At 70.2% G+C, this 25,468-nt stretch carries 20 protein-coding genes; 7 read left to right on the forward strand and 13 right to left on the reverse strand.

Translation table 11 applies throughout. The features are described from left to right. Positions 1-6: 6 nt before the first annotated feature. The 5 genes from ACZ5U5_RS18480 to ACZ5U5_RS18500 form a co-directional block, all read right to left on the reverse strand. On the reverse strand, positions 7-1,365 hold the full coding sequence (locus ACZ5U5_RS18480) for a CpaF family protein (RefSeq protein WP_469022672.1): 1,359 nt from the start codon (positions 1,363-1,365) through the stop codon (positions 7-9). 10 nt (positions 1,366-1,375) lie between these two features. After that, positions 1,376-1,705, reverse strand: a complete 330-nt coding sequence (locus ACZ5U5_RS18485) for a TadE/TadG family type IV pilus assembly protein (protein ID WP_469022674.1) — start codon at positions 1,703-1,705, stop codon at positions 1,376-1,378. A gap of 152 nt (positions 1,706-1,857) precedes the next feature. Then, the gene (locus ACZ5U5_RS18490) at positions 1,858-3,468 is read right to left on the reverse strand and encodes an AAA family ATPase (RefSeq protein ID WP_469022678.1); all 1,611 of its coding nucleotides are present in this window, start codon (positions 3,466-3,468) and stop codon (positions 1,858-1,860) included. 397 nt (positions 3,469-3,865) lie between these two features. Next, positions 3,866-4,579 (reverse strand): Flp pilus assembly protein CpaB, encoded by a 714-nt coding sequence (gene cpaB, locus ACZ5U5_RS18495; protein WP_469022681.1) that lies wholly within the window; start codon positions 4,577-4,579, stop codon positions 3,866-3,868. 93 nt (positions 4,580-4,672) lie between these two features. After that, on the reverse strand, positions 4,673-5,596 hold the full coding sequence (locus tag ACZ5U5_RS18500; protein WP_469022683.1) for a hypothetical protein: 924 nt from the start codon (positions 5,594-5,596) through the stop codon (positions 4,673-4,675). A gap of 249 nt (positions 5,597-5,845) precedes the next feature. Here ACZ5U5_RS18500 and ACZ5U5_RS18505 point away from each other — a divergent pair, with 249 nt between their 5' ends. After that, a complete protein-coding gene (locus ACZ5U5_RS18505) occupies positions 5,846-6,859 on the forward strand; it encodes a chitinase (protein ID WP_469022685.1) in 1,014 nt (337 codons plus the stop codon). A gap of 79 nt (positions 6,860-6,938) precedes the next feature. On the opposite strand, the gene ACZ5U5_RS18510 is transcribed toward ACZ5U5_RS18505, so the two are convergent. Beyond that, on the reverse strand, positions 6,939-8,270 hold the full coding sequence (locus tag ACZ5U5_RS18510) for an Nramp family divalent metal transporter (RefSeq protein ID WP_469022688.1): 1,332 nt from the start codon (positions 8,268-8,270) through the stop codon (positions 6,939-6,941). A gap of 161 nt (positions 8,271-8,431) precedes the next feature. Between ACZ5U5_RS18510 and ACZ5U5_RS18515 the strand changes: the two genes are divergently transcribed. Both ACZ5U5_RS18515 and ACZ5U5_RS18520 read left to right on the forward strand, forming a co-directional pair. Continuing rightward, entirely contained in the window at positions 8,432-9,772 is a 1,341-nt protein-coding gene (locus tag ACZ5U5_RS18515) for a M14 family metallopeptidase (protein WP_469022691.1), read from the forward strand. A gap of 139 nt (positions 9,773-9,911) precedes the next feature. Then, positions 9,912-10,733 (forward strand): MBL fold metallo-hydrolase, encoded by an 822-nt coding sequence (locus tag ACZ5U5_RS18520; protein ID WP_469022694.1) that lies wholly within the window; start codon positions 9,912-9,914, stop codon positions 10,731-10,733. 104 nt (positions 10,734-10,837) lie between these two features. Here the strand turns inward: ACZ5U5_RS18520 and ACZ5U5_RS18525 are convergent, their stop codons facing one another. The 4 genes from ACZ5U5_RS18525 to ACZ5U5_RS18540 all read right to left on the reverse strand — a co-directional run bounded on the left by ACZ5U5_RS18525 (position 10,838) and on the right by ACZ5U5_RS18540 (position 14,632). Next, positions 10,838-12,331 carry a GntP family permease gene (locus ACZ5U5_RS18525; protein WP_469022697.1) on the reverse strand — a complete coding sequence of 498 codons (1,494 nt, stop codon included), beginning with the start codon at positions 12,329-12,331 and terminating at the stop codon, positions 10,838-10,840. A 141-nt stretch (positions 12,332-12,472) separates the two neighbouring features. Further along, entirely contained in the window at positions 12,473-12,886 is a 414-nt protein-coding gene (locus ACZ5U5_RS18530) for a RidA family protein (RefSeq protein WP_453737749.1), read from the reverse strand. A 7-nt stretch (positions 12,887-12,893) separates the two neighbouring features. Continuing rightward, positions 12,894-13,652, reverse strand: coding sequence for an IclR family transcriptional regulator (locus ACZ5U5_RS18535; protein ID WP_469022700.1), 759 nt, complete (start codon positions 13,650-13,652; stop codon positions 12,894-12,896). Beyond that, a complete protein-coding gene (locus ACZ5U5_RS18540) occupies positions 13,649-14,632 on the reverse strand; it encodes a sugar kinase (protein ID WP_469023714.1) in 984 nt (327 codons plus the stop codon). Before ACZ5U5_RS18540 ends, ACZ5U5_RS18535 begins: the two co-directional genes overlap by 4 nt. Positions 14,633-14,845: 213 nt before the next feature. On the opposite strand from ACZ5U5_RS18540, the gene ACZ5U5_RS18545 reads away from it, so the two are divergent. Together ACZ5U5_RS18545 and ACZ5U5_RS18550 are read left to right on the forward strand one after the other, a co-directional pair. Beyond that, on the forward strand, positions 14,846-16,153 hold the full coding sequence (locus ACZ5U5_RS18545) for an amino acid deaminase (protein ID WP_469022703.1): 1,308 nt from the start codon (positions 14,846-14,848) through the stop codon (positions 16,151-16,153). 381 nt (positions 16,154-16,534) lie between these two features. Continuing rightward, entirely contained in the window at positions 16,535-18,139 is a 1,605-nt protein-coding gene (locus tag ACZ5U5_RS18550) for an N-acyl-D-amino-acid deacylase family protein (RefSeq protein WP_469022705.1), read from the forward strand. Between the two features lie 1,550 nt (positions 18,140-19,689). On the opposite strand, the gene ACZ5U5_RS18555 is transcribed toward ACZ5U5_RS18550, so the two are convergent. Together ACZ5U5_RS18555 and ACZ5U5_RS18560 are read right to left on the reverse strand one after the other, a co-directional pair. Then, complete coding sequence (locus ACZ5U5_RS18555; RefSeq protein ID WP_469022708.1) at positions 19,690-20,559, reverse strand: trypsin-like peptidase domain-containing protein; 870 nt, start codon at positions 20,557-20,559, stop codon at positions 19,690-19,692. 180 nt (positions 20,560-20,739) lie between these two features. Beyond that, positions 20,740-21,573, reverse strand: a complete 834-nt coding sequence (locus ACZ5U5_RS18560) for a S1 family peptidase (RefSeq protein ID WP_469022710.1) — start codon at positions 21,571-21,573, stop codon at positions 20,740-20,742. 266 nt (positions 21,574-21,839) lie between these two features. On the opposite strand from ACZ5U5_RS18560, the gene ACZ5U5_RS18565 reads away from it, so the two are divergent. Beyond that, positions 21,840-23,051 carry a pyridoxal phosphate-dependent aminotransferase gene (locus ACZ5U5_RS18565; RefSeq protein ID WP_469022713.1) on the forward strand — a complete coding sequence of 404 codons (1,212 nt, stop codon included), beginning with the start codon at positions 21,840-21,842 and terminating at the stop codon, positions 23,049-23,051. 91 nt (positions 23,052-23,142) lie between these two features. Then, complete coding sequence (locus ACZ5U5_RS18570) at positions 23,143-23,550, forward strand: SCO4983 family protein (protein WP_469022715.1); 408 nt, start codon at positions 23,143-23,145, stop codon at positions 23,548-23,550. Between the two features lie 103 nt (positions 23,551-23,653). Here the strand turns inward: ACZ5U5_RS18570 and ACZ5U5_RS18575 are convergent, their stop codons facing one another. Beyond that, positions 23,654-25,369: a YncE family protein gene (locus ACZ5U5_RS18575; protein WP_469022717.1), complete on the reverse strand. Its 1,716-nt coding sequence runs from the start codon at positions 25,367-25,369 to the stop codon at positions 23,654-23,656. Between the last annotated feature and the right edge of the window lie 99 nt (positions 25,370-25,468).

Raw genomic sequence — 25,468 nt, forward strand, 5'->3', positions numbered from 1 at the left:
CCGTCATCAGCCGATCGCCTCTCTCGTGTTCAGTACGTCGATGGCCTGGGCCACGCCGAAGCCGGGCGGCACCGGCTCGCCCGCGACGTACAGCCGCTCGGCCACGGTCCGCGGCAGCGGCAGGTGCTCGAAGTAGCCGTGCACGCGGCGGTCCAGGCCGTTGCCGCCGGGCTGGCGCGGCACGAAGCGGGTCACCGGGGCGATGCGGAACTGTTCGCGGCCGTGCGAGACGAGCAGGACGATCTCGGCGACCTTGCGGGAGCCGTCCGCGTGCCGGGCGAGCTGGACGACCACGTCCACCGCCGAGTTGATCTGGTCCTTCAGTGCCTCGAAGGGGATCTGGACCTCGGACATCGAGCCGAGGGTCTGGAGGCGCATCAGGGCGTCCTCCGCCGTGTTCGCGTGGACCGTCGCGAGGGAGCCGTCATGGCCGGTGGACATCGCCTGGAGCATGTCGAGGGTCTCGCCGCCTCGGACCTCGCCGACGATGATGCGGTCGGGGCGCATGCGGAGGCTGTTGCGGACGAGGTCGCGGATGGTGATCTGGCCCTTGCCCTCCACGTTCGGAGGGCGGGATTCCAGGCGGATGACGTGGTCCTGCTGGAGCTGGAGTTCGGCCGAGTCCTCGATGGTGATGATGCGTTCGTGGGCGGGGAGGAGACCGGAGAGGGCGTTGAGGAGCGTCGTTTTTCCGGAGCCTGTGCCGCCGCTGACGATGACGTTGAAGCGGGCGCGCACGAAGGCGGAGAGCAGGAGCAGCATGTGCTCGTCCAGCGACCCGAGGCCGATGAGCTCGTGCAGCGTGTACGCGCGGGGGAAGCGGCGGATGGTGAGTGTCGCGCCGGTGAGGGCGAGGGGCGGGATGATCACGTTCACTCGCTCGCCCGTGGGCAGGCGCGCGTCGACCATGGGGTTCGACTCGTCGACGCGGCGGTTGACCGTGGAGACGATGCGTTCGATGGTCTGCATGAGCTGGTCGTTCGACGCGAAGCGGAGGGGGAGCTGCTCCACCCTTCCGGCTCGCTCCACGAAGATCGAGTCGGGGCCGTTCACCATGATCTCCGTGATGGAGGCGTCGGCGAGGAGCGGTTCGAGTACGCCGAGTCCCAGGGCCTCGTCCACGACGCGGCGGATGAGCTGGGAGCGCTCCGAGGTCGAGAGGACGGGGCCCTCGCGGCTGATGATGTGGCCCATGACGCGTTCCAGGCGGACGCGGCGGTCCGCCGCCGTCAGGGACGACATCTCGGCCAGGTCGATCTCTTCGAGGAGCTTGGAGCGGTAGACGGCGACGAGGCTGTCGTCACGGCTGGGGTCGTTTCCCTTGCCGTGGTCGTGCGGGGTCGTGATGCGGTCGCGGAGGCTCATCTGTTCTCTCTCAGCTCCCGTCTTCTTCGTCGTCGTTGGGCATCGTGGCCGACTTCGTGACGGACCAGCCCGCGTCCACGAAGGGCAGGAGCGTGGGGACCTGGACGGTGACATCCGCCGTGGTCGTGGCGCCGCCGCCGCTGATGCCGACCTGGGCGTCGAGGCTGCCGTCCATGGCCGCCAGGCCCGCGGCTTCTCCGCCCTCTCCTTGGGAGGCGACGCGGGCCGCCGCGCGGGCGCCCGAGCCCGCCTGGTTGACGGCGTATCCGACGAGGCCCAGCTGGATGGTGGCCAGGCCGATGAGGAGCAGGATGGGGAGGAAGCCGGCGAATTCGAGCATGGAGACGCCACGGTCGTCGAAGGGGCGGTTCCTGAAAGCGTTCCTGAGGTCGTTCCGGCGGGGACTCCTGTGCCGGAGCCGACGCGTGCCGTCCGTCACCGGCTTCGCCGAGTTCGTCCTCGAACGCCGGACGGGCTGGATCCTCCACGGCTTCACGGGTCCTCACCCTCCTTCGCCGCCCCCGCCTCCCCGCTCACGCTCCACCCCGCGTCGATCCCGGGGAAGAACAGCGGGACGTCCGCGTCCACGTGCGCCTTCCACACCGCTCCCTCGTCCGTGCAGGCCACCTCCGCGCCCTGCCACGCCGACGGCAGGTGCTCCTTGGCCGCGGCCTCGCACGCCGCCGCGCCGCCCTCTCCCACCGCGTACGCGGCTGTGGCGGCCCGCGCCGCCTCGTCCGCGGCGTTTCCCGCCAGGGAGAACGTGTAGCCGTACAGCGCGCACTGCCACAGCAGGCCCATCACGGCGAGCAGCAGCGGGAACATCCCGGCGAACTCCAGGGTGACCGCGCCACGGTCGCCGCCGGCGCGCTTGCGGAGGGTCAATCGCTTGGACCCGCCGGACGACGCCGCCTCCGGGTCCACCAGTCCGAGCTCGCCCGCCAGCGCCCACAGCGCCTGCTTGACGGTGGACTTGCTGTCCAGGTCCTGCATGCGGCCCGCGTCGACCGCGCCCTGCAGTTCCTTGAAGTTCGCGGGAACGGTCGTACGGGCCACCTTCGTCCCCGTCACCCGTTCCACCAGGGACGGCTGGATCTCCGCACCCTTGCCGTGGCGGTTGACGACCGTGAGCGTCTCCTCCGCCTTGCGGATCTGGAGGCGGTCCCACAGGCGCACCATGCGCTTGGCGGCGCGTACGGAGACGACGTCCGGGGTGACCAACAGGATGGCCTGGTCGGCGAGTTCGACGGCGGCGGCGCTCGCCCCGGTGACGTACGTGCCGCAGTCGACGAGTACGACGTCGTAGCGGCTGCGCAGGGCGTTGAGTGTCTGGCGGGCCACCCGGTCGGTGATCTCCTCGCCCCGCTCGCCCTCGCCGGGGGCCAGGAGGAGGCCGATGCCGGTCTCGTGGGTGTAGACGGCGTCCTGGAGGACGCGGGGCGTGATGTCGGTGATCGACGCGAGGTCGGCGATGGAGCGGCGGAACTGGACGTCCAGGTAGGAGGAGACGTCGCCTGCCTGGAGGTCCAGGTCGAGGAGGGCGACGGTGCGGCCCGAAGCCCGTGCGGCGAGGGCGAGTTGGACGGCGGCGAGGGTGGTCCCGACGCCTCCCTTGGCTCCGCTCACCGCGACGACGTGGCCGCCGCCGGGGGTCTCCCCCGGCCCGGAGTAGAGCTCCAGGCCCGCGCTGCCCAGGTGCCTGCGCATCCCCGCCGACCAGGCGGCCGCCGCGTGCACGCGCTCGGCGAGGGCGTCGTACGCGAGAGGGAAGCCGACGATGCCGCGGGCGCCGGAGTCCATCGCGGCGGTCAGGAGTGCCGGGCTCGTGTCGGCGGTGATCAGGACGACGCCGACCGCGGGGAAGCGGAGCACGAGGTCGCGGATCAGGTCCAGGGCGGGTACGGGGCCGATGCGCTCGTGGATGAGGACGACTTCGGGGAGCTCGTCGATGGACTCCGCCGCGAGCCTCGCCAGGTGGTCGAGCAGGGCGGTGGAGTCCGCGACGGGCAGGGCGGGTTCGGCGTCGGGAAGCTGCCCGGTGAGCGTCGAGAGGGCGCGGGCGGCCTCCAGGTCCCCTACGGCGGGGAGGATGCGGGTGGTCATGCGGGACCGCCTCCCGGCTGGGGGCGCGGAGCGCCTGCGGCTGGCTTGGCGTCCTGGGTATTACCCCCCGGGAGTGGGCCCATCTCGCCTGCGGCGGGCCGGACGTCCCTGGCTCTCTCACCCGGGAGTGGGCCCACCTCACCCGCGGCCGCCTGCACGTCCCGGGCACTGTCACTCGGCAGCTGGCGCCGCCGAACAGCCATTTCCCGCCCACCCACCCGATTGCCCCGCAAGGCAATCGGGTGGGTGGGCGGGAAGGATCCGCCGCGGAGCGGCGGCTCAGCACAGCCGTCCACAGCGCAAGCGAAAGCCCCGCCGCGAAGCGGCAGCCCAGGAGCGATACCCCCCGCGGGAGCGGTACGCCGTGGTGTTGATGTGTGGCACATCCGCGGGCCCCCTACTTGTCCTCGTCGAGTGTGTACGTCCGGTCGCCCCGCGGGATCGCCGCCTCCTCGCCCTGGCCGACCAGGGCCAGGCGGACATGCGTGGCGAACGACTCCGCGTACGCGACGCGCTGCGCGTCCGCGGTCTCCAGGGCGAACGTGATCGGCACCGCCTCCGTCGCCGTACGACGGCTGCTGCGGTCGTCCTGATCGGGGTCGAGGGCCGTCAGCTTGCCGACGTCGATGACCTTCGCGGACTCGACGATGACCTTCGACTGGTCCTTGGCGTTGTCGGTCTCGCCCTTGAACGTGGCGTAGATGTTGACCGTCGAGCCCGGCGTGATCTTGCCCGCGACGCCCGTCGCCGCGTCGATCATGATGGCGATCTCCTGCTGGCCCGGCTCCAGTTCGGGACGGTTCACGATCATGTCCGTCTGGAGCAGCGAGCCCTTGCGCAGCTCGGTCACCGCGATCTTTCCGCGGACCTGGCGGAGGTCGGTGACGGCGTTGTCCGAGAGCCACCTCTCCGGCATCTCGACCTTCTCGAACTGGTCCGCGCTCAGCTCCTTGTAGGGGGCGATGTCCCCCTTGAGCTTGTACGCGGCCACCTCGGGCCCCACCTTCGAGTTCACGTCCCGGATCACGGAGAGGACGCCCGCGAACGCGCCAAACGCGGCCAGGACCGAAAGGACCAGCAGGATGACGCCGCGGCGCTGGCGTGAGTTCATGGACCGGACTACCTCGATCGGGTGCGGGCGGCTACGGACAGTGATCGTTGTGGCGCGCGTTCAGTTCGGGGTCGTACCCAGAGGAGCCTGGCCTTACGTCCTGCCTCGCGGAAGCGCGCGTACGGCGCGAGCTGGGTCAGGGGCTGGAGCGGAGGCGGCGGCGGGAGCCGGCGCCGTGCGTTCCGGGGGTGGCAGCAGTGACGCGGCGCAGAAACCGCAGCGGTCACCGATGAGTTCGAGACCGCACCAGTGGCAGTCGTCCCGCCGTACGGACGACACGAGTTGGTAGAGCACCGAGATGTCGGGGATCGCCGCGGCGAACTCGACGAGCTTGCCCGTGGCCCACCAGCGCGCGGAGTCCCCCGGCAGCCGCGCCTCCTCGACCCCCTGGGTCCGCCAGGCCGGAGCGAGCGTCTCGGTGACCCAGTCGGAGCCCAGCTGCCCGGCGGCGTACAGCATCTTCGTGGCGAAGCCGGGGCCCGGCAGAGTCGCGCCCCCCGTCACCTTGATCAGCTCGGGGCGTGGCGTGGCGAGGACGGCGAACTGGGCGCCCGGCACCCATGACTTGGCGTGGGACTGCAGAGTGACAGGGACCCGGTCCAGCTTCGCCACCGAGCCGAGCAGCGCGCCCGCGTGGATGTAGTGGGAGAGGAGACGGGCCGCCGAGGCGAGGACACCGGGGCTGAAGTCGCAGATCGACAGCTGACGCAGCTGGAGCGCGAGGACCGCGAGGCCGAGCGGCGGCAGGTCGGGGCGCAGGATCGCGATGCGGTCGCTCTCCAGGACGGAGCGGATCGCGTGCATGCGCTGGACGAGGGCGGCTGGCGCCGACGCGGGGCAGAGGACGATCACATAGCCGTGGTGCTCGATGAGCGTGTGCATCTCGGTGAGCGCCTGGTCCAGGGAGTACGTCCGCGGTGACTGGACGGCGCTCTGCAGGACGGCCGCGGACGGGGTGTGCCGGTCGGGCGACGGCAGCACCAGGTCAGGGCCGGTGACGGCTATGGCGGTCGGCATACGCACACCCCCCGGTCTTCGTGCACTTCTGCCTCAGCACCTTATCCAGGTCATCGCCACCTCAACACCCAACTTCCCACTGTTCACTTCGAGGTTGGCCGGACCGGTGGGGTCCGGGTGATGTCAGAGGTCTTGACAACGCAATTGGTCTGGACCAGCTTGTACGACCAAGCAAGGCGCCGGGCAACCCCCTCGTACGGCCCGGCGGAAGCTCTCCGAACGCCCCAACTCCCCCCACCGGAGGCAGAAGTGGACCACGCACGCGGCAGGACACGCAGGAAGGCAGGGTCCGTCATCGGTCTGACAACGGCACTCGCCCTCGCGCTCACCGGCCTGCTCACCGGCGGCGCCGATGACGCCGACGCGGACACCCGCGCCGTACCGAAGCACGCGGTGACCGGCTACTGGCAGAACTTCGACAACGGCGCCACCGTCCAGAAGTTGAGCGACGTGCAGGACGAGTACGACATCATCGCGGTCTCGTTCGCGGATGCGACCGGCACGCCGGGCGAGCTGGCCTTCAACCTGGACTCCGCCGGGCTCGGCGGGTACACCGTCGAGCAGTTCAAGGCCGACCTCAAGGCCAAGCAGGCGGCCGGGAAGTCGGTGATCCTCTCGGTCGGCGGCGAGAAGGGCGCGGTGTCCGTCAACGACTCCGCTTCGGCGACCGCCTTCGCGGACTCGGCGTACGCGCTCATGCAGGAGTACGGCTTCGACGGCGTCGACATCGACCTGGAGAACGGGCTCAACTCGACGTACATGTCGCAGGCGTTGAAGGCCCTTGCCGGTAAGGCCGGCTCAGGGTTCGTGCTGACCATGGCGCCGCAGACGATCGACATGCAGTCGACGTCGAACGAGTACTTCAAGACGGCGCTCGCCGTGAAGGACATCCTGACGGTCGTCAACATGCAGTACTACAACAGCGGTTCGATGCTGGGCTGCGACGGCAAGGTCTACAGCCAGGGCTCGGTCGACTTCCTCACCGCGCTCGCCTGCATCCAGCTGGAGGGCGGGCTCGCCCCATCACAGGTCGGCATAGGCGTCCCGGCCTCGGCGCAAGCGGCCGGCGGGGGTTACGTCTCGCCGTCCGTCGTGAACCAGGCCCTGGACTGCCTGGCGAAGGGCACGAGCTGCGGTTCCTTCAAGCCGTCCAAGACGTACCCCGGCATCCGGGGCGCGATGGCCTGGTCGACGAACTGGGATGCAGCGGACGGCAGTTCCTGGTCCAAGGCCGTCGGACCGCACGTCCACGGGCTGCCGTAACAGGTGGCCGACGGGCGTCCCCCGCACGCCTGCAGCGCCGCCGCTCCCCCGGCGGCGCTGCGGTGCGTACGGCATGGCGCTAGAAGAAACTGCTCCAGTCCTGGTCCGTGATCTGCTTGATGCACAGGACCAGGAACAGCAGGCCCGCGATCGTCAGCATGCCGTTGCTGAGCCAGCCGTTGCGCCATTCGCTGGGCGTGCGCGACGAGTTGAGCAGCCAGACCAGGGTGAGCGCGAGGAACGGCATGAAGGCCGCGCCGAGCACCCCGTAGATGATGATCAGGCGGAACGGCTGCCCCTGGAAGAGCAGGATCATCGGCGGGAAGGTCAGCCACAGCAGGTAGGCGCGGAACGGCACCGACTTCTCGCGGGCTCCGGACGCCACCTCCTCGCCCGACAGGGCCTTCTCGTCGGCGCCCGCCCGCTGCTTGCGGTAGCGCTCCACGAAGTCGGCGAACATCAGGCTCACGCCGTGCCAGACACCGATCAGCGAGGTGAAGGAGGTGGCGAAGAAGCCGATCAGGAAGAGCTTGGCGGTGGCGTCCCCGTACTCCTTCTCCAGGATGCCGGAGAGCTCCACCAGGCCCTTGTCGCCGCTGGCGATGGCCACGTTCGCGGAGTGCAGCAGCTCGGCGCCGACGAAGAGCATGGCGACGACGAAGATGCCGGTGGTGATGTACGCGACGCGGTTGTCGAGCCGCATCACCTTCATCCAGCCGGTGTTCGTCCAGCCCTTGGCGTTGACCCAGTAGCCGTACGCGGCAAGGGTGATCGTGCCGCCGACGCCGCCGATCAGGCCGAGCGTGTTGAGGATGGAGTCCTTCTCGTCGGGCAGCACCGGCAGCAGGCCCGCGAAGGCGTCGCCGAGGTGCGGGGTGACGCGGATGGCGAGGTAGACGGTGACGACGAACATGATGCCGACGAGCACCGTCATGACCTTCTCGAAGACGGCGTACTTGTTGAACCAGACGAAGACCAGACCGACGAGGCCGGTGAGGATCCCCCACCACTTGAGCTCCATGACGTCCGGGAAGAGGGCCTGGAGCGGCAGTCCCGACGACGACATGGCCGCGGCCCCGTAGACGTACCCCCAGATGACGACGTAGACGACGAAGAACCACGTCGTCCAGCGCCCGAGGCTGGCCCAGCCGTCGAAGAGGGTGCGTCCGGTCGCCAGGTGCCAGCGTCCGGCCGCCTCGGCGAGCGAGATCTTCACCACGCAACCGATCACGGCGGCCCAGAGCAGGGTGTAGCCGAAGTTGCTGCCCGCGATGAGTGTCGCGACGAGGTCGCCCGCGCCGACGCCGGTCGCCGCGACGACGATGCCGGGCCCGATGTATTTCCAACTGGACTTGCGCGGCTGGGGAGCCGCATCTCCCGTGGCAGTGCCACTGCCTGTCGTGTCAGCCATGCCGATCAAGAAACCGCATGGCGGCTCGTGGCACAAGGGGTTGGCCGAAGACAGCGTTGACCGGAGCATGCCAGAGCTCCACGATGGGGCCGCGCAACCCGCACCGCAGCCCGCACCACACGTGTCGCACTGAACCACCCCCCCCACCCCCAGGAGACTTCATGCGACTCCGCATACGCGGCAGGAGATCCGCCGCCCTCGCGGTCCTTCTCGCCCTCGCTGTGGCGGCGCCCGTCACCGCCAACGCCTCACCGGACTCCACCGACCGGACCGCACGCAGCGCGGCGGCCGACAGCGACGAAACGCGCCAGTACGAGATCCCCCTCGGCGACGACCGCGCCGAGCGCACCGCGCTCGCCCGCACCGGCGTAGCCATCGACGAGGTCGACGCCCGCGCGGTGGTCGTCTCGGCCGACGGCCGCGAGGCGGCACGGCTGAGGGACGCGGGCTACGAGCTCAAGGCCCTGGCTGCACCCCCGAAGCGTACGAACGGCCTGCCCGTGGAGGCCAAGGACTTCCCGCCCGCCGACTCGAGGTACCACAACTACGCCGAGATGAACGCGGAGATCAACCAGCGCATCGCCGCCCATCCGACCCTGATGAGCAAGCGGGTCATCGGCAAGTCCTACTCGGGCCGGGACATCGTCGCCATCAAGATCAGCGATAACGTCGCCTCCGACGAGGCCGAGCCCGAGGTCCTCTTCACCCACCACCAGCACGCCCGCGAACACCTCACGGTCGAGATGGCGCTGTACCTCATGCGCGAACTCGGCGACGACTACGGCACGGACTCGCGCATCAAGAAGATGGTCGACGAGCGCGAGATCTGGATCGTGCCGGACCTGAACCCGGACGGCGGCGAGTACGACATCGCGACCGGCTCCTACCGCAGCTGGCGCAAGAACCGCCAGCCCAACAGCGGTTCGTCGAACGTCGGCACCGACCTGAACCGCAACTGGGCCTACCGGTGGGGCTGCTGCGGTGGTTCGTCCGGCTCCACGGGCTCCGAGACCTACCGCGGCCCGCGCGCCGAGTCGGCACCCGAGACGCAGGTCGTCTCCAACTTCGTGCGCAGCCGCATCGTCGGCGGCAAGCAGCAGATCAAGGCGTCCATCGACTTCCACACGTACAGCGAGCTGGTCCTGTGGCCGTACGGCTACACGTACAGCGACACGGGCCCCGGCCTCACCCAGGACGACCGCGACGCGCATGCCGCCATCGGCCGGAAGATGGCCGCGAGCAACGGCTACACGCCGCAGCAGTCCAGTGACCTGTACATCACGGACGGGTCGATCAACGACTGGCTCTGGGGCAACCAGAAGATCTTCAGCTACACCTTCGAGATGTACCCGTCGTCCGCGGGCGGCGGCGGCTTCTACCCGCCCGACGAGGTCATCGAGCGGGAGACGAACCGCAACAGGGACGCGGTCCTGCAGCTCCTGGAGAACTCGGACTGCATGTACCGGTCCATCGGCAAGGAGCAGCAGTACTGCACCGGTTGACCGGACCGGTTCGGGTCGAGGGCCGTCGCCGTCCGGCGGCGGCCCTTCTCGCAGGTGCGGCGGCGGCAGAAAAGGACGACGATGGACACATACGGGCCGCGACGCGATCACCATCCCTGAGGGGGCATGGAGATGTGTCATGCGCGTCCACAAGGTACGCCCCGACATCAGCGCCCTGAGCGACAGCCTGGAAGTCCCGGGAATCGGACACATTCCGGTCAACGCCTTTGTGCTGCACGCCTCCCAGCCCGTCGTCGTCGACACCGGCCTCGGACTGCCCGACCGCAACTTCCTGGAGTCCCTCGCCGCCGTCATCGATCCCACCGACGTGCGCTGGATCTGGCTCACCCACCCGGACCGGGACCACACCGGAGGGATCTTCGACCTGCTGGTCGCGGCGCCCAAGGCGCGGGTCGTGACCACGTTCGCGGGCGCGGGGATCATGTCCTGTGAGCGGCCGCTCCCCCTCGACCGCGTCCATCTGCTCAACCCGGGGCAGAGCCTGGACGTCGGCGACCGCACCCTCACGGGCTTCAGGCCGCCCCTCTTCGACAACCCGGCCACGGTGGGCTTCTTCGACGACAAGTCGGGGGCCTGCTTCAGCTCCGACTGCTTCGGAGGGCCGATGCCCACCGCCAACCTCGCCCAGGCCGACGACGTCCGTGACGTGCCCGTGGCGGATCTGCGGGCCGCGCAGCTGCTGTGGGCGACGGTCGACAGTCCCTGGGTGCAGGTCGTGGACCAGGGGAAGTTCCTGGACAGCTTCCGGCCGCTGCGGGACGGTGCGCCCGAGCTCGTCCTCTGCACGCATCTGCCGCCGGCCGTCGGCATCACCGGGACGATGATGGACACGCTGGGCCAGGCGCCCGGGGCCTCACCGTTCGTGGGTCCCGACCAGGCGGCGCTGGAGCAGATGCTGGCCGGCTTCGAACCGGCGGGCGGGCACCCGGTCGCGACATGACGAAGGCGCCCAGGGCCACAACGGCCCGGGGCGCCCTCGGTGACGTACGCGAGAGACGTACGCGAGAGACGTACGCGAGAGACGTACGCGAAGGAGTGGTGCGGCTAGACGAACAGACTCACCACGGCCGCCACCGCGAACCCGGCCAGGGAGAGGACCGACTCCAGGACCGTCCACGTCTTGAGCGTGTCCCGCTCCGAGATGCCGAAGTACTTCGCCACCATCCAGAAGCCGCCGTCGTTCACGTGCGAGGCGAAGATCGAGCCCGCCGAGATCGCCATGATGACCAGCGCGACGAACGCCTGCGAGTGGTCACCCTCGGCGAGGAGCGGGGCCACGATGCCCGCCGTCGTCACGATCGCCACCGTCGCCGAGCCCTGGGCGACACGGAGCACCAGGGAGAGCAGGTACGCGAGGACGATGATCGGCAGGCCGACGTCCTGGAACGTGTCCGAGAGGGCCTTGGCCACGCCGCTCGCCTTGAGGACCGCGCCGAAGATGCCGCCCGCGCCGACCACCAGGAGGATGTTGCCGACCGGCTTCAGGGACGAGGTCGACACCGTCTCCAGGGACTTGCGGGACCAGCCGCGCCGGATGCCGAGCAGGTAGTACGCCATCAGCAGGGCGATCGTCAGGGCGACGAAGGGGCTGCCGAAGAACTCGATGACGCTTCGGAGCGTGGAGGGGTCGAAGGCGATCGACGAAAAGGTCGCGAGGAGGATCAGGAACAGCGGCGTACCGATGATCGCGAAGACCATGCCGAGCGGCACCGGCTTCTCGCGCGGCTCCACGCCGGCCTCACGCTGCTCGGCGACGACCGCCTGCCGCGCCTCGTCGGCGGCCTCGACCATGTCCTGCGGGACGGGCACGAAGATGCGCTTGCCGATCCAGGCGGAGTAGACCCAGGCGGCGATGACGGCCGGGATGCCGCAGACGATGCCCATCAGGATGACCCAGCCGAGGTCCACCTTGAGCAGACCGGCGGCGGCCACCGGGCCGGGGTGCGGGGGCAGGAACGCGTGGGTCATCGACAGACCCGCGAGCAGGGGCAGGCAGTAGAGCAGGATCGACTTGCCGCTGCGCTTGGCGGCGGCGTACACGATCGGCGCGAGGACGAAGATGCCCACGTCGAAGAAGACCGGGATACCGAAGATGAGGCCCGTCAGGCCCATGGCGAGGGGCGCGCGCTTCTCGCCGAAGAGGCCCAGGAGGCGGGAGGCCAGCACCTCTGCGCCGCCCGACACCTCGAGGATCGCGCCGAGCATCGTGCCGAGGCCGATGATGATCGCCACATGGCCGAGGATGCCGCCCATGCCGGACTCGATGACCGAGACCACGTCGGACTTCTGGACCGTGCCGAAGAGTTCGGTGACGGAGAGGCCGGCCGAGAGGCCGACGACTATGGACACCGCGAGCAGCGCCACGAAGGGCTGCAGCCTGACCTTGATGATCAGGAAGAGCAGGAGCACGATGCCGAGCGCGGCGACGGTCAGCAGACCGGCGGTGCCGTCGATCAGGGTGAGGATTCCGCCGGTGTGGGGTGGTTCCTCGGCGGGGGCGGCGGCCGCGAGCGCGGCGAAGGGGGACGACGGGGACATCTTTGACCTCGTAAGTGCATGGGGCTTTCAGGGCAGGGGGGATCACGGCGCGGCGCCGGAAGGGGGGAGTTCGGCGCCGCCCCGTGAAGACGTACGGCTTGCGGGGGCTCTGCGGTGGGGCTGATCAGCCCGGAGGGCGGCTCAGCCCAGGACGGCGAGCGCGTCGATCTCGATGAGGAGACCCTTGGGCAGGCCCACGTAAACCGTGGTGCGGGCCGAGGCGGGGGCCTTGAGGCCCTGCTCCTCGAAGTACGCGTTGTAGATCTCGTTCATCTCGGCGAAGTGGTCCACGTCCGTGAGGTAGACGCGCATCATCATCACGTCGTCCCACGTCGCGCCGCCCTCTTCGAGGATCGCCTTGACGTTGGCGAAGGTCTGGAGGGTCTGCTCGCGCAGGGTCGGGCCCGCGGGGGTGGGGGCCTTGCCCTCCTCGGCGGGGAGGAAGCCGACCTGACCGGCGACCTGAAGGATGTTGCCCTTCTTGACGCCGTGGGAGAACTTCGCGGGCGGGGTGGTGTGGGTGGCCGGGGTGAGGCCGGTCTTCTCGGTGGTCATGACGTGCTCAGGCTTCCTTGAGGGGTGACTTGCCGGAGTACTCCCGGCTGATGGCGTCCGCCGTACGGCGCACCAGCGGGAGCAGCGTGAGGAGTTCCTCGGCGGTGACGACGACATTCGGCGCGGAGACCGACATGGCGGCGACGACCCGGCCGTCCGCACCGCGGATGGGGGCCCCGATGCAGTTGATGGACTCCTCGTGGCCACCGAGGTCGGTGGCCCAGCCCTGTTCGCGTACGGCGCCGAGCTCTTTGAGGAACGCGGCGGCGTTGGGCGTCGAACGGGACGTGTACGTGGGGTAGTCGAGCTTCTCCGCGATGGCGCGGCGCTCGGCCTCGGGAAGGTCGGAGAGCAGCAGTTTCGCGACGGCGGCGACGGTGATCGCCACCGGCTTCCCGATGCGCGAGTACATCCGCACCGGATAGCGGCTCTCGACCTTGTCGATGTAGAGGACTTCCTGCTCCTCGTAGACCGCGAGGTGCACGGTGTGCCCGCACTTCTCGTTGAGCGCGAGGAGGTGGGGGTGCGCGATCTCGCGTACGTCGAGGTTCTCGACGGCCTCCTGGGCGAGCGCGAAGAGGCGGGCGCCCAGGCGGTAGCGCTGGTCGGACTGGCGGTAGACCAGGCCGTGTTCGTGCAGTGTGCGCAGGAGCCGCAGGGCGGTGGACTTGTGCACTTCGAGGCGCTCGGCGACCTGGCCGAGGTCGGCGGGGCCTTCGGCGAGCAGCGGCAGGATGGACAGGGCGCGGTCGACGGTCTGGCTCATGACGTGAGTACCTCCTGCGCGGCCTCGTCGTCGGCTGCGGTCCAGCCGGGGCCGAGGTGCAGTCTCCCCCAGGCGGCCGCGTCGAGGGCGGCGAGACGGTCGGCGTGGTCGCGGGACGGCGGCGTGGCGAGGTCGCCGGGGACGGTGAGAGCGGCGGCGGCCATGAGGTGGCCGTGCCGAAGGCGCTGTTCCACGGGGAGCTTCCGCAGCGTCGCGGACAGGAACCCGGCGGCGAAGGCGTCACCGGCGCCGACGGCCGCGACGACGTCCACGCGGGGTGCGGGCTCCTCGTACCGCGCGCCACTGCTGCCGTAGGCGACGGCGCCGTCCGCTCCCCGCTTGACGACGAGGAGCTGGGGCTCGGGCAGGGCGGCGCGGATCGCGTCGGGGCCGCCGGTGATGCCCCAGGCGTCGGCGGCCTCGTCCTCGCCGACGAAGACGAGGTCGGCGCCGCGGGCGAGGTCGAGCAGCACCTCCTGGCCGCCCTCCGGCCACAGGCCGGGCCGGTAGTTGACGTCGAAGGAGACGCCGTCCGCTCCGGTCGCGGCGTCCGTGAGCGCGCGGAGCAGGTCCAGGCAGTCCGTGGAGAGCGCGGCGGTGATGCCGGACAGGTGCAGGAGGTACCCGGAGCGCAGCGCGGCCTGGTCGAGGTTGGCCGTGGACATCGCGGAGGCGGCCGAGCCCGCGCGGTAGTAGAGCACCTCATGGGATGCGCTCTCGCGGTCGTCGGCGGTGCGGAAGTAGATGCCGGTGGGGCGGTGCGGGTCACGTCCGACGGAGCCGGTGTCCACGCCGTACCGGGCGATCGCCTCGACGAGGTGGTCCCCGAAGCCGTCGGCGCCGACGCGGCTGACCCAGCGGGTGCGGTGCCCGGCGGCGGCGAGCGCGCAGGCGACGTTCGACTCGGCGCCGCCGATCCCGCGATCGAAGGACGGGACGTCGGCGAGGCGTCCGGCGCGTGAGGGCAGGAACGTGACCATGGACTCGCCGAGCGCGACGACGTCCACTACTGCTGCCTGCGCGTCCACCACTGCCTGCGCGGCCTCTGCGGTCACGATCTTCCTGCCCCTCGACGACTGCCAACCGACTGCACGGATCCGTTGACCCGGCGTTGGCTCGGATGTTAGACAGCAGTAAACGACATACGCAATGACCGTTGCACATAGTGCAACGCACCTTTTCGAGGAGGCGCCATGGCCGCCGACAACGCAGCCGACCGCTCCGCCGGACGTCTCGCCCGGGAGCTCGACCGGCTCGCGGAAGAGCGGGTCGACCACCGCTTCAAGGGCCTTCCGCCGGACGCGGAGGGCCTGACGGTCGGCGAGCTCGCGGCCCAGCGCCGGAACCTCTTCACGGGCGGTTTCACCACCCCCGTCCTCGCCCTCTCCGCCGAGCGCCTTGAGCACAACCTCGCGCTGATGGAGACGTACTCCGAGCGGCACGGCCTCGCGTTCGCCCCGCACGGCAAGACGTCCATGGCGCCGCAGCTCTTCGCCCGTCAGCTGGAGCGGGGCGCATGGGGCATCACGCTGGCCGTGCCGCACCAGGTGCGGGTGGCGCGCGCCTACGGCATCGAGCGGATCTTCCTCGCCAACGAGCTGGTGGACGCGGCGGCACTGCGCTGGATCGCGGGCGAGCTGGCGGCCGACCCCTCCTTCCGTTTCATCTGCTACGTCGACTCCGTGCCCGGCGTCGCCCTGATGGACGCCGCTCTGCGCGAGGCGGGCGCGACGCGTCCCGTCGACGTCGTGGTGGAGCTCGGCGCGGGTGACGGGGCGCGGACCGGTGTGCGTACGGAGGAGGAGTGCGTCGAGATCGCCAACGCGGTCGCGGCGGCGGACACGTTGCGCCTGGTGGGAGTCGCGGGGTACGAGGGCGAGGTGCCGGACGCGACCCCCGAGCGGGTGCGGGCCTGGCTCGGCCGCCTCACCGCGCTCGCCGTCGAGTTCGACAAGGCGAACCGGTTCGCGGACCTGGACGAGATCGTCGTCAGCGCGGGTGGCAGTGCGTGGTTCGACGCGGTGGCGGACGTCTTCGAGGAGATCCCCGAACTGTCGGTGCCGGTCCTGAAGTTGCTCCGCTCCGGGGCGTACGTCTCCCATGACGACGGCCACTACCGTCACTTGACGCCGTTCAACCGCATCCCGGAGGAGGGCGCGCTGCACCCCGCGTTCCGCCTCTGGACGCAGGTGGTGTCGCGGCCCACGCCTGAGCAGGCGTTCACCAACGCGGGTAAGCGGGATGCGGCGTACGACATCGACCTGCCCGAGGCGCAGGTCGTCCACCGGGGCGGGGTGGACCGGCCCGCGACGGGGGTCACGGTGACGGGCCTCTCCGACCAGCACGGGTGGGTCCGGACGACTCCGGAGGCGGATCTCGCCGTGGGCGACTGGGTGGGGCTCGGTCTTTCCCACCCCTGCACGTCCTTCGACAAGTGGCAGTTGATTCCTCTGGTCGAGGCGGACGGGACGGTCACGGACTACGTCCGTACCTATTTCTGACCCCTGGGTCTTGGGCGGATCCCCCGAACCGCCCGCTCCGCGGCGGGTGTCTCCCACCCGCCCGCCCGATTGCCCCGCAGCCGGTCCGCGGGCGAAGAGCCTGAACCGCCGCTTCGCGGCGGAATCTTTCCCGCCCACCCACCCGATTGCCCCGCGGCGCGGGGTGGGCGGGCGGGGGCCGTCGCTCCCACACGGGGGCGGTGAGGGGCCTCGTCGCGCGAAGGGTCAGTCGCCGACGGTGGTTCGCCCCGCCGGGGCCACCCGCAGCCGGCGACGAGAGTCGCACGGGTGGTGCGGGTGGGGGAGACACAACCCGGCCGGAGGCCGGGTGCACCACGTACAGCCCGCAGCCAAGCGAAGAGAGAAGAGAGAGGCACCCCCATGGACCTGGTGATCCGGGACGCACGCGTCATCGACGGCACCGGAGGTGCCTCGTACCGAGCCGACGTCGGCGTACACGAGGGGCGGATCACCGAGATCCGCAGGGAGGGGGAGGGCGAAGGCCCCCGGCTGACCGGGGCCAAGACGGTGGACGCCCAAGGCCTTGCGCTGGCCCCCGGTTTCATCGACATGCACGCCCACAGCGACCTCGCCCTCCTCCGCGACCCGGACCACAGCGCGAAGGCCGCCCAGGGCGTGACCCTGGAAGTCATCGGCCAGGACGGCCTCAGCTACGCCCCCGTCGACGACCGCACCCTCGCCCAGGTCCGCCAGGCCATCACCGGCTGGAACGGCGACGGCAGCGACATCGACTTCGACTGGCGCACCGTCGGCGAGTACCTGGACCGCCTCGACCGGCAGGGCACCGCCGTCAACGCGGCCTACCTCATCCCCCAGGGCACCGTCCGCATGTACGCGGTCGGCTGGGACGACCGCCCGGCAACCCCGGCCGAGGTCGAGCACATGAAGCAGCTCGTCGCCGAAGGCATGGAGCAGGGCGCCGTCGGGATGTCCTCCGGTCTCACCTACACCCCCGGCATGTACGCCGACGACTCCGAACTCACCGAGCTCTGCAAGGTCGTGGCCCAGTACAACGGCTACTACTGCCCCCACCACCGCAGTTACGGCGCCGGCGCCCTCCAGGCGTACGAGGAGATGGTCAACCTCACCCGCACCGCGAACTGCCCCCTCCACCTCGCGCACGCGACCATGAACTTCGGCGTGAACAAGGGCAAGGCGCCCGACCTGCTCGCGCTCCTCGACGACGCGCTCGCGCACGGCGCCGACATCAGCCTCGACACCTACCCCTACACCCCCGGCTGCACGACCCTCGTCGCCATGCTGCCGAGCTGGGCCAGCGAGGGCGGACCCGACGCGATCCTCGCCCGGCTCCAGGACGACGCGACCGCCGAGAAGATCCGCCACCACATGGAGGTCATCGGCGCCGACGGCTGTCACGGCGTACCGATCGAGTGGGACAAGATCGAGATCTCCGGCGTCTCCGACCCCGGTCTCGCCTCCTGCGTGGGCAAGACCATCGCCGAGTCGGCCGCCCAGCGCGGCGAGGAGCCCTGGATCACCGCCCGGCGCCTCCTCGTCAACGACAAGCTCGGCTCGACGATCCTCCAGCACGTCGGCCACGAGGAGAACGTCCAGGCGATCATGCAGCATCCCGTGCACACCGGCGGCAGCGACGGCATCCTCCAGGGCTTCAAGCCGCACCCGCGCGCGTACGGCACGTTCCCGCAGTACCTCGGCCGCTACGTACGCGACCTCGGCGTCCTCACCCTCGAAGAGTGCGTCGCCCACCTCACGTCACGCCCGGCGGCCCGCCTCCGCCTCTCCGACCGAGGCGTCGTACGCGAGGGCTACCGCGCCGACCTGGTCCTCTTCGACCCTCAGACGGTCGCAGCGGGCTCCACCTTCGACGCCCCCCGCACGCTCCCGACGGGCATCCCCCACGTCCTGATCGACGGCAAGTTCGTCATGGAGGACGGCCACCGCACGGACATTCTCGCGGGCCGCTCCGTCCGCCGGGCGCCGTAGGGGGCTTCGGTCACCGAAGGGCGGCTTTGCGGGGCCGGGGGCTTCGGTTGGTGCCGGGGCCATCCGGTGTCGCGAGGTTGGTGGTTCCGGGCCGGGAGTCAAGGGCGCTCCGCTGCGCTACGCGTCGGCTGCGCCGATTCCGCTGCGCTCCACCCTTGACACCCGTCCCTCCACCACGCGAGGGAAGACGACCGGACGGCCCAGGGGCGGGACTCTCGACCACTCCTGGGGGCCGTGCAGGTTTCCTGCCGGGTGCGGACTGGTTCGTCGGGGGCGGCCGCCAGGTTGCGCACTTACCGCCGGTGCGCGGCCGGTCGGGAAGTGGGCCCGGTTTCGTCAAGCGGGTGCGGACTGGTTCGTCGGGGGCGGCCGGCAGTGGGCGGGTGCGCGGCAGGTTCGGGGGGGATGGTCTCGTCAAGCGGGTGCGGACTGGTTCGTCGGGGGGTGGGCCGGGGTGGGGAGACGCGCGCGGGCCGGTCGGGAAGTGCACCCGGTCTCGTCAAGCGTCTGCCGACCGGATGTGCGGGGAGTGGCCGGGGTGGGGAGACGCGCCGCGGGCCGGTCGGGAAGTGCACCCGGTCTCGTCAAGCGTCTGCCGACCGGATGTGCGGGGAGTGGCCGGGGTGGGGAGACGTGCGCGGGTCGGCCGGGGGTGGGGAGGTGTGCTCGGGCGTCGGTGGAGTGCCAGGTGCAGGAAAATCCCGCTCCACCACGCGTACGGCTTGAGGTTGGCGGGACTTTTCTGCACTCCGCGTGATGGTGCCGTGGTGGGTGGGGGGAGGCGCACCTACTTGGCAAAGTTGTGTTCTGGCAGTTGGGGGGCGCGCGCGCTGGCCGATGCGCCGTCACCGAAATAGGTGCCGGACCCCCACCGGCCCCGGCGCGGCCGAAGAGCGAACGGGCTCGACGTCGGCAGCGGGGCAATGTGGTGGCGACGACGTGCGGACCCCGGCGAGCCCGGCGCTCCTCCGCCGCGACCGGCTGCTCACATCGTCCCCTGGCGGCCACCCCGGAAGTCCGGCCTGCAGACGCTGGATGAGACCGGGCTCCCCTCCCGAACGAGCCGCGCACGTCTCTCGCTAACGGCCACCCCCGATGAACCAGTCCGCACCCGCTTGACGACACCCTCACCCCTCCCCGAACCGGCCGCGCGCCCCGCCCGCTGCCGGGTGCCCCCCGACGAACCAGTCCGCACTCGGCACGGAAACCCCAAGAAGGTGACAGCAGTCCCCGAGAGTCCCGCCCCTGGGCCGTCCGGTCGTCTTCCCTCGCGTGGTGGAGGGACGGGTGTCAAGGGTGGAGCGCAGCGCAATCGGCGCAGCCGACGCGTAGCGCAGCGGAGCGCCCTTGACTCCCGGCCCGGAACCACCAACCTCGCGACACCGGATGGCCCCGGTCCAAACGAAGCCACAGGCCCAGCGAAGCCCCCACCCCCGGCGAAGCCGAAGCCACCGGCCAACCGAAGCCCCCGCCCCCGCCCTAGTCAGCGGCGAGGACGGGGGCCGAGTGCACCGGGGCCCGTGGAAGCCACTGACCCGCCCGCGAAGCCGCTACCTCCTGGCTGCGGACGGGCGCGGCAGCTTGCAGCCCTTTCGGGTGAGGTCGATCTTGCTGTCGTGGCCGACGCACGGAACTATCCCGTACGTCTGCTGCGCGTAGTTGATGCCCTGGCGCACCGTCACGTTGCCCCTACGGTCCACCTCACAGGGGTTGTTGAGGGTGCAGCGTTCGCCGTCCTCGTTGCCCGTGTTGTTGACCGCGGTGACCTTGCCGGTCTTGTGGTCGATCACCGGCGAACCTGACGTGCCGCCGATGGTCTGGCACTCGGGGGTGTAGCGGACCGAGTCCTTCCAGGTCCACTCCCCCTCCTTGAGGCGGTACGCGAAACCGTCGATCTTGCAGGTGTACGTCTTCTTCCAGTACCCGGAGACGACGGTGATCGCCCGCTTCTTGACCGGGTGCGCGTCCTCGATCTCCAGCGCCTTGATGCCGTACTTCTTCTTGATGTCGGCGTAGGAGGCGGTGAGTTGGTAGAGCGAGATGTCGGTGTCGGTCATCGTCGCGTACGAGATCTTGCTCGCCGTGAGCGTCGCCTTCTCCGCGCCCTTCGCGTCGAGCAGCTTGAAGGTGCGGGTGGACGGCTGGTCGACGATGACCTCGCCCGCCGCCGGGAATCCGCTCTCCAGGCAGTGGCCGTTGGAGAGGACGAGCGCGGGGTCGTCCGCCTTCGACTGCGGCACGCGGACGACGGAGCCCGAACAGTTGCTCAGCGCCACCGTGCCCGCGAAGTCGACGGCCTTCTTCGCGGCCTCCCCCGCCGCCCGCGTCGAGGGTGCGCTGTCCGGAGCCGCGACCGCCGGTGCGGAGCCGAACCCTACGAGGGTGAGGGCGAGTAAACCGCCCGCGAGAGCCTTCTTCATGTGTGGAGCCCCCCTTGTAGCTGTGTAGCTGTGCCCTGTGTGGTTGTCATGGGCATTCTTCGGGGGTACCTCGGATGGGGACAAGGGGTGAGAACTCTTGACAATTCGGCGGGCCGGCCCGGTGGGGGCCAGCCCGCCGTGATCCGCGGACCCGCGGACCCGCGGATCGGGTGCCGGGCCTTACGGCTTGGGAAGCTCGCAGCCCTCGCGGCTCAGGTCGATCTTGTTGCCGGGTGCCACGCACGGCACGACGCCGTACGTCTGCTGCGCGTAGTTGATGCCCTCGCGGACCGTCACCTTGCCGTTCTCGTCGACCTCGCACGGGTTGTTGTCCGTGCACTCCTCGCCGCTTTCGTTGCCGGTGTTGTTGACGGCGACGACCTTGCCGGTCGCGTCATCGATCACCGGAGAGCCCGAAGTACCGCCGATCGTCTGGCAGTCGGGGGTGTAGCGGACCGAGTCCTTCCAGGTCCAGTTCCCCTCCTTGAGACGGTGGGCGAAGCCGTCGATGCTGCACTTGTACATCTTCTTCCAGTAGCCGGACGCGACGGTGATCGCCTTGCCCTGCTCCGGACGTGCCGCGTTCAGCTCCAGCGCCTTGATGCCGAACTGGCTCTCGATCTCGCTGTAGGTGCTGGTGAGTTCGTAGAGCGAGAGGTCGGTGTCCGTCATCGTCCCGTAGGCGATCTTGCTCGCCTTGACCGTCCCCGCGTCGCCACCGGCGGCGTCGAGGAGGGTGAAGCTGCGCGACGACGGCTTGTCGACGACGACCTCGCCGGGGGCCGGGAAGCCGGCCTCCAGGCAGTGGCCGTTGGACATCACGAGCGCCGGGTCGCCCGGCTGCGAGTCCGGCACCCGGACGACGGAGCCGGAACAGTTGCTCAGCGCGACCGTGCCCGCGAAGTCAACCGCCTTCGCCTTGGCGGGCCGTTCGTCGCTGACGGCCGTCGCGGGTACCGCCGTCGCCCCGAGGAGCAGGGCGGAGAAGCACGCGACGACGAGAGGCTTGTGCATGTGGGGGGTCCCCTCTGTTGACCATGTGACCGAAGTTGACTACGCGATCGAAGTGCTTCGGTTTTGTCATGCGCATTGTTGGGGCACTCGGCCGCGAGAACAAGACCGCATGCGGACACAACTGACCGCTGAGAGGACACTCCCGGGTCAGCGGCGTGTCGGAACAAGCCCGTTCACCTCTCGCCACACGGCCGGGAGACCCTCCCCGGCCCGACGTGGCGCAAAACACGAGGCGACTCTCCTTACGCGCCCGTAAGCTCGCGGACATGCAGGTCATCCAGTCGACGAAGCTCGCCAACGTCTGTTACGAGATCCGGGGCCCGGTGCTCGAGGAGGCGATGCGGCTGGAAGCGGCGGGCCACCGCATCCTGAAGCTCAACACGGGCAACCCCGCGGCCTTCGGGTTCGAGTGCCCGCCGGAGATCCTCGAGGACATCCTCCGCAACGTCGGTGACGCGCACGGTTACGGCGACGCGAAGGGTCTCCTTGCCGCCCGCCGCGCGGTCGTCATGCACAACCAGACCCTGGGCATCGAGACCGACGTCGAGCACGTCTTCATCGGCAACGGCGTCTCCGAGCTCATCGTCATGGCCATGCAGGGCCTGCTCGACGACGGCGACGAGGTCCTCGTACCGGCGCCGGACTATCCGCTGTGGACGGCCGCGGTCTCGCTCTCCGGCGGCACGGCGGTGCACTACCGCTGCGACGAGCAGGCGGACTGGATGCCGGACCTCGCCGACATCGAGCGCAAGGTGACCGACCGCACCAAGGCGCTCGTGATCATCAACCCGAACAACCCGACCGGCGCCGTATACAGCGAGGACATGCTGCGCGGCCTGACCGACATCGCCCGCCGTCACAATCTTCTCGTCTGCTCGGATGAGATCTACGACAAGATCCTCTACGACGGCGCGACCCACACCCCCACCGCCGCCATCGCCCCCGACCTGCTCACCCTCACCTTCAACGGCATGTCGAAGGCGTACCGGGTGGCCGGTTACCGCGTCGGCTGGGTGGCCATCTCGGGCCCGAAGGCGCACGCGTCCTCGTACATCGAGGGCCTGACGATCCTCGCCAACATGCGCCTGTGCGCGAACATGCCGGGTCAGCACGGCGTGGTCGCCGCGCTCAGCGGGCGGCAGACCATCAACGACCTCGTACTTCCGGGCGGGCGGCTCATGGAGCAGCGCGACACGGCGTACGACCTGCTGACGCAGATCCCCGGCGTGAGCTGCGTGAAGCCGAAGGGGTCGCTCTATCTCTTCCCGCGGCTCGACCCGAAGGTCTTCAAGATCAAGGACGACCGCCAGATGGTGCTCGACCTGCTGCGGGCCGAGAAGATCATGGTCGTGCACGGCACCGGCTTCAACTGGCCGGAGCCCGATCACTTCCGCGTCGTCACGCTGCCCACGGCGACGGACCTGACCGAGGCCGTGACCCGTATCGGCAACTTCCTCGACGGCTACAGCCAGCCCTAGCGCCGCACCGGCTCCGGAGAGCTACCCGACTCAACTTTAGACAGAATCTAATGTAGGATGGCTTTCAAGCTACCCGCCAGGAGGCCATCCCATGTACGAGCCGATCCGCACCAAGTCGGTCCATGCCATGGCCGACCCGGGCGACTTCCCGCACCGCTCCCGCGAGGAGGAGCTGGACATCCAGCTCGCCGCGCATCTGGCGGCGCTCCTCGCCGTCACGGACGAGCTGCGCGGGGTCGCGCCCTCGGCCGAACTGGACGCCGCCGCCGATGAGTTGACCCGTGAGGTCACCCGGCTTCGGGGGCTTGCGCCCGTCCGCTCGGCGGTGGTGTCCGCCATCCACGAGCCGCATCTCACCGCTCTGCATCAGCGTGCCCACGCCCTTGCGGGGCGCGCGCTTGTCGTGGCCGCGTCCCGTGCGGACACCGCCGCCGCGATTCTCGCCGCGCGACGCATGGACGCCCACGAAAGTGCTGCCCGGCTGGTGGGCGCCCACTGAGTAGCCGCGGATACCGCTTGCGCGGCTGCGGGTGCTTCGTGGCTGAGCGCGCAGTTCCCCGCGCCCCTACGGGGCGCTACCCGTCGGGGCGCCACCTACCCGGCTAGCCGGTCACCCGTACCGTCGCCTCGGCCGACGAGCCCGAGTGCAGGGCATCGCCCTCGTAGCTGACGGCGTAGACGGTCTTGCCCCGCTTGTTGGGCAGGTCCCTGACCTTGAACGTGCCGTCGGCCGCGACCGACGCGGACGTCAGCTCGCCCGTCGTGCCGAAGCGGTCGGTCCGCGTCACCTTCAGGGCGATCCCGGACGGCAGCGAGCGCCCCTGCCCGGTCAGCTTCCCGGTGATCTCGACGCCACCCGCGCGGGTCGCCTCCGCGGGCGCCGTCAGCGCGATCGAGGTCGGCGCCTTCGCCACGTCGACGGTGAGCGTGACGTCCTCGGCGGGGCGGTGCGTGACATCACCGAGGAACCGCAGCGTGTACGTCGCCTCGCCGAGCCGGTCCGGTACGTCGAGGACGGTGAAGCTGCCGTCGGCGGCGACCCTGGCAGGTGCCACCTCCGTCGTGCCGTCCGTGTCCTTGCGGACCGCCTCCACCTTCACCGGCTCCGCGGGCGCGGGCCCGTCCAGCTCCAGCTTGCCGCGGATACCGAGCGGTTCACCGACGACGGGCGTCGACGGTGTGGTGCTCAGGGTGCCCGAGAAGCGCGAGTCGTACTGGGCGGCCGGGGGCTTGATGACGTGCAGCCAGTGGCCGTAGCCGTCCGTGGTGACCGCGAAGAGCCGCGAGCCGTCCTTGGACCAGTCGAGGCCGCGCGGCACGACCCGCGAGCCGTCGAGCTCCCCCTCGAAGGCGAACTCCATCGGCGTGGTGCCGTCCGCCGGGTCGGCGGGCTGGATCAGCAGGTCGGAGACGCTGCCGGAGGCGACCGCGCCGCGCGCCACATACTTTCCGTCGCCGCTGAACGCCACCGCCGAGGCCGTCGCACCCTCGGGCAGCGGCTGGTAGCCGACCGGGGCGTCCGCCAGGTCGGAGGCGTCGAGCAGCCGGGTTCCGTACGCCGCGTCGGCGACGGCGATCCGCTTGCCGTCGGCGCTCTGGGCGATGTCCCTCAGGTCGAGCGCGCCCTTGCCCTCGGCGTCCGCGAAGCGCCGCTGCGGGCCGCGCACCAGATTGGCGCCGCTCGCGTCGAAGGTGGCGACGAACGCGTTGGCCGCGTTGCCCGCGCCCGACTGCCCCATGATGAGCCGGTCCGGGGCCCCGGGTCCCGACTCGATCTTCAGCCGACCCTCGCTGTTCCAGCCGGTGTTGACGTACGAGGCGTCCTTCACCTGGTACAGCAGGGCGTTGTTGTCCGGCCTGTCGCAGTACGAGCCGCCGGTGTACGGGGTCTCCGTGAACCACGTCTTGCCGCCCGCGACGGCCACCTCGCGGCCGCAGGGGGTGTCGTACGGCGTGCTCGCGGCGCCGGTCCTCGTCTGGGTCGCCGTGTCGAACGCCAGGATGCGGTTGGACTGCGACACGTGCAGGGTCGCGCCGTCCGCGCTGAGCGCCATGCCGGACGCCGGCTGATCGGTGGCGAGCGAACCGACGCGCTGTCCCTCGAAGTTGTAGACGTGGACGGAGCTCGCCCCACTGTTGTTCTTGTTCCCGTCGGTGACGTAGACCCGCTCGTGCGCGTCGTCCACGACCATCGCCCCGAACGAGGTGAACGGCAGCTTCGCCACCTCGTCCGACGGAGTGGCGGCGTACGCGGCGGGTGTCCCGAGGGCGACCAGACCGGCCGAACCGAGGAGCACCGCGAGCGCGGCGCCCGTCACGCGTCTTAACCGCTGAGATTTCTTCAACTTGGCCCCCCACAGGCTTGATTGGGGCGCGCGACGATCAGCGGCCCCCCGTGTGGGGTCATTGAAACATGT

This window comes from Streptomyces sp. NPDC033177 (assembly GCF_055577715.1).